The organism is Actinotalea sp. C106 (genome assembly GCF_023630195.1).
GTDB lineage: Bacteria > Actinomycetota > Actinomycetes > Actinomycetales > Cellulomonadaceae > Actinotalea.
The window spans coordinates 1-9353 of record NZ_JALPKN010000121.1; the positions used below are offsets into that span (position 1 = coordinate 1).

Annotated in this window: 9 protein-coding genes; 4 read left to right on the forward strand and 5 right to left on the reverse strand. The window is 72.3% G+C overall.

Going from position 1 to position 9353, the window contains the following annotated elements:
• From L0B03_RS09635 to L0B03_RS09655, 5 genes are all read right to left on the reverse strand, one after another.
• A partial coding sequence (locus L0B03_RS09635; RefSeq protein WP_250445594.1) for an ABC transporter ATP-binding protein occupies positions 1 to 429 on the reverse strand: 429 nt, incomplete at its 3' end.
• Positions 426 to 1517: an iron ABC transporter permease gene (locus tag L0B03_RS09640; protein WP_250445595.1), complete on the reverse strand. Its 1092-nt coding sequence runs from the start codon at positions 1515 to 1517 to the stop codon at positions 426 to 428. The genes L0B03_RS09635 and L0B03_RS09640, both read right to left, overlap by 4 nt.
• Positions 1489 to 2280 carry a trans-aconitate 2-methyltransferase gene (locus L0B03_RS09645; RefSeq protein WP_250445596.1) on the reverse strand — a complete coding sequence of 264 codons (792 nt, stop codon included), beginning with the start codon at positions 2278 to 2280 and terminating at the stop codon, positions 1489 to 1491. The genes L0B03_RS09640 and L0B03_RS09645 overlap by 29 nt, the downstream gene beginning before the upstream one ends.
• Positions 2277 to 3296, reverse strand: a complete 1020-nt coding sequence (locus tag L0B03_RS09650) for an ABC transporter substrate-binding protein (protein ID WP_250445597.1) — start codon at positions 3294 to 3296, stop codon at positions 2277 to 2279. The genes L0B03_RS09645 and L0B03_RS09650 overlap by 4 nt, the downstream gene beginning before the upstream one ends.
• Before the next feature lie 54 nt (positions 3297 to 3350).
• Positions 3351 to 4415 (reverse strand): LacI family DNA-binding transcriptional regulator, encoded by a 1065-nt coding sequence (locus L0B03_RS09655; RefSeq protein WP_374204926.1) that lies wholly within the window; start codon positions 4413 to 4415, stop codon positions 3351 to 3353.
• A 167-nt stretch (positions 4416 to 4582) separates the two neighbouring features.
• Between L0B03_RS09655 and L0B03_RS09660 the strand changes: the two genes are divergently transcribed.
• From L0B03_RS09660 to L0B03_RS09675, 4 genes are all read left to right on the forward strand, one after another.
• On the forward strand, positions 4583 to 5494 hold the full coding sequence (locus L0B03_RS09660) for a carbohydrate ABC transporter permease (RefSeq protein WP_208056391.1): 912 nt from the start codon (positions 4583 to 4585) through the stop codon (positions 5492 to 5494).
• A gap of 3 nt (positions 5495 to 5497) precedes the next feature.
• Positions 5498 to 6436 (forward strand): carbohydrate ABC transporter permease, encoded by a 939-nt coding sequence (locus L0B03_RS09665; protein WP_250445599.1) that lies wholly within the window; start codon positions 5498 to 5500, stop codon positions 6434 to 6436.
• 116 nt (positions 6437 to 6552) lie between these two features.
• Positions 6553 to 7884, forward strand: a complete 1332-nt coding sequence (locus L0B03_RS09670; protein WP_250445600.1) for an ABC transporter substrate-binding protein — start codon at positions 6553 to 6555, stop codon at positions 7882 to 7884.
• Positions 7885 to 7951: 67 nt separating this feature from the next.
• Positions 7952 to 9353, forward strand: a 1402-nt coding sequence (locus L0B03_RS09675; RefSeq protein WP_250445601.1) for a beta-galactosidase family protein, incomplete at its 3' end; no start/stop codon positions are given.

A 9353-nucleotide genomic window follows, 5' to 3' on the forward strand; every position in this document is an offset into this window, starting at 1 on the left:
CGATCCGACTTGCCGCCCCCCGAGGCCGCGCATGTCGACCCGCTCGAGGGCCGCGGCGCACACCGCGGCGTCCTCGGCCGAGGCGGCGGCCCAGCGTGAGCGGTGCGGCAGCCGACCGAGGTGCACCACGTCGCGGACGGTGAGGTCGAGCTCGGTCTCGCTCGCCTGGTCCATGGTGGCCACCGCCTGGGCCAGCCGCCGTCGGGGGATCCCGGCCACCTCGGCGCCGTCGAGCAGGACGCGACCGCTCGTGGGGCGCAGCGTCGCGGCGAGGCAGCGCAGCACCGTCGACTTGCCCGAGCCGTTGGGCCCGATCAGCCCCGTCACCTGGCCGGGTCTCGCCTCGAGGCGGACGTCGTCGACGATCGCCCGGCCGCCCCGCAGGACCGTGAGGTGCTCGGCGCGCAGGTGCACAGGTCCGTCGCTCACGTGCGCTCCTTGCGTCGGAGGATGGCGAGGAACACCGGCACGCCCAGCAGGGCGGTGACGACCCCGGCGGGCACCTGGCGTGGTGCGAGGGCGATCCGGCCGGCCGTGTCCGCGAGCACGAGGAACAGGGCCCCGACGACGGCCGAGGTGGGCAGCAGGGCCCGGTGCCGGTGGCCGACGAGGTACCGCGTGGCGTGCGGGACGATCAGCCCGACGAACCCGATCGCGCCGATCGAGGCCACCAGGACGGCCGTGGTCGCCGCAGCACCGAGGAGGACGGCGAGCCGGACGGCCCCGACGTCGACCCCGAGGGAGCTCGCGCTCTCGTTCCCGAAGGCCAGGCCGTCGAGGTCGGGACCGAGGGCGACGAAGAGGACGAGGGCGAGCCCGGCGACCACGGCGCACAGGATGACGGCGTCCCACCGGGCCGCGGCGAGCGAGCCGACCAGCCAGTACGTCAGGCCGCGTGCGGCGTCGGCGTCGCCCCAGCCGAGCAGGACGAGGGAGGTCAGCGCCGTGAACAGCTGTCCGACGACCACCCCGGTGAGCACGATCCGGTTGGCGCTCGGGTCTCGCGGCCCCATGAGGAGCAGCACGAGCCCGAAGGCGACCAGGCCGCCGACCAGCGCCCCACCGGCGAGGCTGACGGTCCCCGCACCGAGGCCCGTCGCCAGGACGAGCACGGCACCGGTCGAGGCCCCCGAGGAGATGCCCAGCAGGTACGGCTCGGCCAGGGGGTTGCGGGTCACGGCCTGCAGGACGCACCCGGAGACCGCGAGCCCTGCCCCGGCGACCGCCGCCAGCAGCACCCTCGGGACGCGCAGCTCCCACACGATCGAGTCGGTCAGCGGAGCGGGTGGGGTGACGGGCAGGCCGAGGTGGGCAGCCAGGGAGCGGGCCGTCTGCTCGAGGGTCACCTCGCCCCCGCCGGCCGCGATCGCGAGAAGGGCGACCGCGGCCAGCGTGAGGACGGCCAGCAGGGCGACGTGCCAGGGCGCGAGGGCCGTGGGCCGTGCCCAGAGCCTCGACCCGGGCCCGTCGGTCTCAGCCCCGTCGGTCTCAGCCCTGTGCGAGGAGGACGTAGTCATCCAGGTGCTGCCAGATCGGGCCTGCCTCGCTGAAGCCGGCCATCCGCAGGGCCTCGAGGTGAAAGGCGAGGGACAGGTCAGGGTTGGGCGGACGGTCGGCGAAGCGACGCTCACGCTCGGCGGCGAGGGGGGCGAAGTGCTCGTGGGCGACGAGCCGGGCCCACCAGTCGTCCCAGCTCAGAGCCCCCTCTCCGCGGCCCCGGGCCTGGGTGGCCTCGTCGTCCAGGCGGCTCAGCTCCTCGAAGAGCGGTCGACCGCCACGGAAGCGCAGGTGGTCGGCGTTCATGAGGACGCCCTGCGGGGCGAGGACCTGCCGCGCGTCCCGGTAGACCCGGGTCAGGACGTCGGCCGGGAGCCAGTGCAGGGCCGTCGAGCTGAGGACGGCGTGCGGGCGCGCGCCGTCGAGGGCCTCGGTCCAGGACGCCTCCCACAGGTCCGCCTCGACGAACCTCAGGCGGGCGCCGTGGTCACCGAGGGCCTGACGGCCGAGCTCGAGGAGCACCGGGTCGAGGTCGACGGCGATGCACGTCGCCCCAGGGAGGCGTTCGAGGACCCGCGCGCTCACCGAGCCGGGCCCGCAGGCCAGGTCCAGCACCACGGCGTCCGCGGGGGCGACCTGCTCGAGCACGTCGAGCATCATCGCGAAGCGCTCCTCGCGCCGGGTGATGTAGGCGCTCTGCTGGCGGTCCCAGGCGTCGAGGTGCGCACGGGACCAGGTGAGCAGGTCTGCCGCCGCGGGAGCAGGAGTGGTGGGCGCGCTCATGCGGCCTCCTCCGCGGCGAAGGTGACCAGGGCGGCCGAGAGGGTCTGCAGGGCGTCGATGCTGCGGACCGAGGGGTCCATCTCCGTCGCGGGGATCGGCACGAGCCGGTCCGCCTGCACGGCGCTCAGCAGGGAGGCCACGGGGTCCCCGCGCAGGTGGTCGGCCTTCTCCTCGGCGCTGTCCCCGGGCAGGCCACGGGACAGGTCGGCCAGCACGACCACGCCGGGGTCGCGCTGGGCGATCTCGTCCCAGGTCGTCTCGGACCACTGGGCGTCGAGGTCGTCGAAGGCGTTGGTCGCCCCGGCGAGGTCGGTCAACGTCTGGGGCAGGCCCGTCGAGCCGGCGACGATCGGAGCACCGTTGATCGTCGAGTAGATCCAGACCACGTCGAGGGAGCGCACCTCGGAGGCGCTGGCCGTGACCTCGTCGAGGGTGGCCTGCTGCTCGGCGACGAGCTCCTCGGCGCGCTCAGGCACCCCGAAGATCGCGGCGAGGTCTTGGACCTCGGTGAAGATCCGGTCGAAGTCGGCCGGTCCGTCCACCAGGCTCGGGTCCTCGCAGTCGTTGGCCGACAGGTAGGCGGGGACCCCGAGGTCGAGGAGCTCGGCACGGGGTCCGACGGCGTCCGTCGCGAAGGCCGAGGCCCGCATCGAGTACACGAAGTCCGGCTCGACGCCGCGCAGCTGCTCGGCGGTCGGGTACTGGTCGGCCAGGACCGGCACGGTGGCGTAGGCCTCGGAGAGCTCCGGCGCGACGGCATCGGTGAGGTAGCTCGTCCCGACCATGCTGTCCTCGAGGCCGAGGGCGAGCAGGACCTCGGTGGCGCCCTGCTCGAGGGTGACGGCCTGGGTCGGGGCCTGGGCCAGCTCGAGGTCGAGGCCGCAGCTCGTGACCGCGGCGGGTGAGCCGGCCGCGGTGACGGGCTCGGCGTCGGGGGTGCTGGGGGAGGGGGTGGAGCAGGCCGTGAGGGCGAGGGCGCCGCACAGGGCAGTGCTGATAACGAGAATCGATCGCATATGGAGATCGTAGGCCACGGCGCGCGCTGTCGAGAACGAGGGGCGAGGGGTGGGTCAGGTGCGCGGCGACGAGAGCCGCGGCGCGGCCGTGCTGGACCGCACCACGAGCTCGACCGGGACGAGGGTCCGGTGGTCGGCGAGGTCCTTGCGGTCGCGGACCTGCTCGAGGAGCAGGTCGACCAGGAGCTGCCCGATCAGGTGGAAGTCCTGCGCGACCGTGGTCAGCGGGGGCCAGAGGTGCTCGGCCAGCGGGATGTCGTCGAAGCCGACCACCGACACGTCCTCCGGGACGCGCAGGTCGGCCTCGTGCAGGGCGCGGTAGAGGCCTGCGGCCATCTCGTCGTTGGCGCAGAACACCGCGGTGACCTCGGGGTCCTCGGCGAGGTGACGTCCGAGCTCGTACCCCGAGCCTGCCGACCAGTCCCCGCGCCACGGCGCGGGCACCTCGCGACCGGCCGCGACCAGGTGGTCGTGCCAGGCGGTGAGCCGCTGCTCGGCCGGCGCGGAGTCCTCGGGGCCGGCCAGGTGGTGCACGGTGCGGTGCCCGAGCTCGAGCAGATGACCGACGGCCTGCCGCGTCCCGTCGGTCTGGTCCGTCGCGACTGCTGGGTGGTGACCCACGAACCGGGAGTCCGAGACGACCACCGGCAGGCGAGGGGGGAGGGCGAGGGTCGCGGGGGTCGCGGTCTCGGCCCGGATGATGATCAGCCCGTCGATCGCCTGGTGGCTGAGTCGCGCGACGGCCTCGTCGACGTCCGTCGGGGACGGGCTGCGGACGTCGATCAGGCTGACGGTGTAGCCGTGCCGTCGGGCTGCCTCGACCACGGCCTCGACCGTGCGGGACTCCCCGGTCCGGGCCAGGCGGTGCGCGATCAGACCGATGGTCTCGAAGCTGCCGTAGCGCAGGGCTCGGGCCGCGGTGTTGGGGGAGTAGCCGAGCTCGGTCATCGCGGCCTGGACCCGACGGCGGGTGTCCGGGCGGACCTTGTCCGGGTCGGTCGACACCCTCGAGACGGTCTGCGAGGAGACGCCCGCGAGCGCGGCGACGTCGGCCATGGAGGGGCCCGACCGGCTCTTGCCGGGTGAGGGTGGGGCGGCCGTCGAGGCGCCGTCGTCCAGGGGCACCCCCGCAGCATAGCGGCCGATGTTCACGTCACCATCGCCCGTCACCTGGGGTTTGACACCTGCTGGCCGCGGTGCAAGAGTTCCCGGGACGCGATGGTGTTTACGTAAACATCAATGCTGTCACCCCCGAGCAGGACAGCCGAGAGACGAGGGAGTTCCTCATGGCGCAGGCCGTGGCCGTCACCCCGCCGGTGGCCCCGCGACGTCGTCAGGCGCGCAGGTGGTCCGGGTGGGGGTTCGTCGGGCCGTTCATGGCGGTCTTCGCCCTGGTGTTCCTCGCGCCGATCATCTACTCGATCTGGCTCAGCGTGTTCCGGACCCAGCTCGTGGGCGGCACCACCTTCGTCGGGCTCGAGAACTACCAGCGGGCTCTCCAGGACGACCAGTTCTGGTCGGCGTTGGGCCGCGTGAGCGCCTTCCTCGTCGTGCAGGTGCCGATCATGCTCGGCATCGCCCTGCTCGTGGCCCTCGCGATCGACAGCGGGCGCCTGTACGGGCGGGACTTCTTCCGCATCTCGATCTTCCTGCCCTACGCCGTCCCTGCCGTCGTCGCGACCCTCATGTGGGGGTTCATGTACGGCACGCGGTTCGGCCTGGTGGGCAACATCAACGACGCCCTCGGCGTGAGCCTGCCCAACCCCCTGTCCCCGGACCTGGTGCTCGCCGCGATCGGCAACATCGTGACCTGGGAGTTCGTGGGCTACAACATGCTGATCTTCTACGCGGCGCTGCGCACCGTGCCGACCTCCCTCTACGAGGCCGCTGAGATCGACGGCGCGGGGCAGTGGCAGGTGATCCGCGCGATCAAGATCCCGGCGATCCGCGGCGCCCTCGTCATCGCGACCATCTTCTCGATCATCGGCAGCTTCCAGCTGTTCAACGAGCCGAGCATCCTGCAGGCCCTGGCGCCGAACGCGATCACCACGTACTTCACGCCCAACCTGTACGCGTACTCGCTCTCCTTCTCGGGGCAGCAGTACAACTACTCGGCCACCGTGGCCATCATCATGGGCCTGCTCACGATGGCGATCGCCTACGTCGTCCAGCTGCGCGGCATGCGCAAGGAGGCGTGAGCCATGACCACCCAGAGCCCCACCACCCCGCGCCCGGTCCGCGGCCCGCGGCTGCGCCAGACCCGCCCCACGAGCCCCCGCCGGGCCCACCGAGGCTCGCGGCCCCGCCGCAGCCCCCTGCTCACGGTGCTCACGGGCATCGTGCTCGTCTACTCGCTCCTGCCGCTGGCCTGGCTGCTCATCAACGCGACCAAGACCCAGGGGGACCTGTTCACCTCCTTCGGGCTGTGGTTCGGCGACTCCTTCGCGTTGTTCAGCAACATCGCGGCCACCCTGAGCTACGACGACGGGATCTTCCTGCGCTGGTTCGCCAACACCGTCCTGTACGTGGTGCTCGGCGCGGGTGGGGCCACGGCCCTGGCCGTCGCCGGGGGATACGGGCTGGCCAAGTTCGACTTCCCGGGCAAGCGCGGCGTCTTCGCCGTCGTCATCGGTGCGGTCGCCGTGCCCGGCACGGCCCTCGCGGTGCCGACCTTCCTCATGTTCAGCCAGATGGGCCTGACCAACACCCCGTGGTCGGTCATCATCCCGTCGCTCATCTCGCCCTTCGGCCTCTACCTCATGTGGACCTTCGCGGCCGAGGCGATCCCTGGTGAGCTGCTCGAGGCCGCCCGGGTCGACGGGGCGAGCGAGCTGCGGACCTTCGTCCAGATCTGCCTGCCGCTGCTGGCTCCGGGGATCGTCACGGTGCTGCTCTTCACGATGGTCGCGACGTGGAACAACTACTTCCTGCCGCTGATCATGCTCAAGAACCCCGACTGGTACCCCCTGACCCTCGGCCTCAACGCCTGGAACGCCCAGGCCGCCACGGCTGGCGGCGAGGCGATCTTCAACCTCGTGATCACCGGCTCGGTCCTGACGATCGTTCCCCTGGTGATCGCCTTCCTCTTCCTGCAGCGCTACTGGCAGTCCGGCCTCGCCGCCGGCTCCGTCAAGGAGTGACGCCCCAGCGTCGCCCCCGTTCCCCGGCCCGAGCCCCGGTCCGGACGTCTACCTCCCCCGACCCCCGCCCCGACACCCCGCTGTGCCCGACCCACGACGACGTGAGAGGACCCCTGATGACCCGCACCACCCGACGCACCACCCGAGGAGCCGCCCTGCGCGGCACCGCCGTGGTCGGCGCCCTGGCCCTGACCCTCACCGCCTGCGGAGGCGGTGAGGGCGACGCCGACCCCGAGGCTGCTGCCGAGGAGGGCGGCGAGCTCACGGTCTGGGCCTGGGACCCCACGGTCGAGCCCATCGCCGAGGCCTACATGGAGGCCAACCCCGACGTGACGATCGAGATCGTCAACGCGGGCACCGGCAACGACCAGTACACGGCCCTGCAGAACGCCATCGCGGCAGGCTCGGGCGTCCCCGACCTCGCGCAGGTCGAGTACTACGCGCTGCCCCAGTTCTCGATCGGCGAGGCCCTGACCGACCTCAGCGACCTCGGCGCGACCGAGCTCGACGGCGCCTTCACCCCGGGCCCGTGGACCGCCGTCTCGCAGGGGGAGGGCATCTACGGGCTGCCCCTCGACTCGGGCCCCATGGCCCTCTTCTACAACGCCGCGGTCTTCGACGAGCACGGCGTCGAGGTCCCGACGACGTGGGACGAGTACGTCGAGGCCGCCCGCGCGCTCCACCAGGCCGACCCGGCCGTGTCCATCACCAACGACACGGGCGACGCCGGCTTCACCACGTCGATGATCTGGCAGGCCGGCGGCAACCCGTACACGGTCGACGGCACCGACGTCACGATCGACTTCTCGGACGAGGGCTCGCAGGCCTTCGCCGAGACCTGGCAGCAGCTCGTCGACGAGGAGCTGGTCGCCCCGATCAGCTCCTGGAGCGACGAGTGGTACCAGGGCCTGGGCAACGGCACCATCGCGACCCTCACCATCGGCGCGTGGATGCCCGGGAACTTCGAGTCCGGGGTACCGGACGCCTCGGGGGACTGGCGGGTCGCCCCCATGCCGCAGTGGAGCGAGGGCGAGCAGGCCACGGCTGAGAACGGCGGATCCGCGATGTCCGTGCTCGAGAGCGGGGAGAACGACAACGCGGCCCTCGCGTACGACTTCCTCGAGTTCGCCGCGAACGGTGACGGCGTGCAGATCCGCCTCGACGGCGGCGGCTTCCCGGCCACCACCGCCGACCTCGAGTCCGAGGAGTTCCTCGAGCGGGAGTACGAGTACTTCGGCGGGCAGAAGATCAACGAGGTCCTCGCGCAGTCTGCTGCGGACGTCGTCGAGGGGTGGCAGTACCTGCCCTTCCAGGTCTACGCCAACAGCATCTTCAACGACACGGTCGGCCAGGCGTACGTCTCCGGCACGCCGCTGACCGACGGCCTGGCCAGCTGGCAGGAGGCCTCGATCGCCTACGGCAACGACCAGGGCTTCACCGTCGACTGACCACCTGGGCGGGGCGGTGGCGCACCTCGCGCCCCCGCCCCGCCGTCCTACGTCCGTGAGGAGCACCATGCCGACCTTCGAGATCGGTGAGCACGACTTCCTGCTCGACGGCGAGCCCCGCCAGGTGCTCTCCGGTGCGCTGCACTACTTCCGGGTGCACCCGGACCTGTGGGCCGACCGGATCCACAAGGCGCGGCTCATGGGCCTCAACACGATCGAGACCTACGTCGCGTGGAACTTCCACGCCCCCGAGCGCGGCGTCTTCGAGACCACCGGCCCGCGGGACCTGGGCCGGTTCCTGGACCTCGTCGCCGCCGAGGGCATGCACGCGATCGTGCGTCCCGGGCCCTACATCTGCGCCGAGTGGGACAACGGGGGCCTGCCTGCCTGGCTGTTCGCCGAGGAGGGGGTCGGCATCCGCCGCCACGAGCCCACCTACATGGCAGCCGTCGCCGAGTACTACGCGGCTCTCATGCCGATCGTCGCCCCGCGTCAGGTGGTCGACGGCGGGCCCGTGGTCCTCGTGCAGGTCGAGAACGAGTACGGCGCCTACGGCGACGACAAGGACTACCTGCGCGCCCTGGTCGACCTGACGCGCGAGCACGGCATCACGGTCCCGCTCATCACCTGCGACCAGGCGAACGACGCGATGCTCGAGCGGGGCGGTCTGCCCGAGCTGCACCGCACGGCGACCTTCGGCTCCCGCAGCCCGGAGCGTCTCGCGACCCTGCGCCGCCACCAGCCCACCGGCCCGCTGATGTGCATGGAGTACTGGAACGGCTGGTTCGACTCCTGGGGGCTGCCGCACCACGTGGCCGCCGCCGAGGCGAACGCCACCGACCTGGACGCCCTGCTCTCGACCGGGGCCTCGGTCAACCTCTACATGTTCCACGGCGGGACCAACCTGGGCCTGACCAACGGGGCCAACGACAAGGGCTGGTTCCTGCCCATCACGACCTCCTACGACTACGACGCGCCTCTGGCCGAGCACGGGGCCGTGACGCCGAAGTACCTCGCGATGCGTGAGGTGCTCGGCCGCCACGCCCCGGTGCCCGAGGAGCTCCCCGCGGCGCCGCCGGAGGGGCCGGTCCTCGAGGTGGGCCTCGACCGGCAGGTCCCGCTGAGCGGGCTGCTGCCCGAGCACCTGAGGGCGTGGGACCACCTGCCCACCACCGACGAGATGGGGCAGTGGTCGGGGTTCACCGTCTACCGCACCCGCGTCGAGGCCGAGGACCGCGTGCTCAGCGTCGCGGAGGTGCGCGACCGGGCCCTGGTGCTGCACGACGGCGAGGTCGTCGGCGTGCTCAGCCGACGCGACGGCGTGCGCTCGGTGACCCTGCCGGCGCGCGCGGGCGAGGTCACCCTGGTGCTCGAGAACGAGGGCCGGGTCAACTACGGCCCGCGGCTGGGGGAGGCCAAGGGGCTCGTCGGCCCGGCGCGGACGGCGACCCGCGAGCTCAGGGCGTGGC

Coding starts and splice junctions, on each gene's coding strand:
- L0B03_RS09640 (WP_250445595.1), bottom strand. CDS start 1,517: ATGACTACGTCCTCCTCGCACAGGGCTGAGACCGACGGGGCTGAGACC.
- L0B03_RS09645 (WP_250445596.1), bottom strand. CDS start 2,280: ATGAGCGCGCCCACCACTCCTGCTCCCGCGGCGGCAGACCTGCTCACC.
- L0B03_RS09650 (WP_250445597.1), bottom strand. CDS start 3,296: ATGCGATCGATTCTCGTTATCAGCACTGCCCTGTGCGGCGCCCTCGCC.
- L0B03_RS09660 (WP_208056391.1), top strand. CDS start 4,583: ATGGCGCAGGCCGTGGCCGTCACCCCGCCGGTGGCCCCGCGACGTCGT.
- L0B03_RS09665 (WP_250445599.1), top strand. CDS start 5,498: ATGACCACCCAGAGCCCCACCACCCCGCGCCCGGTCCGCGGCCCGCGG.
- L0B03_RS09670 (WP_250445600.1), top strand. CDS start 6,553: ATGACCCGCACCACCCGACGCACCACCCGAGGAGCCGCCCTGCGCGGC.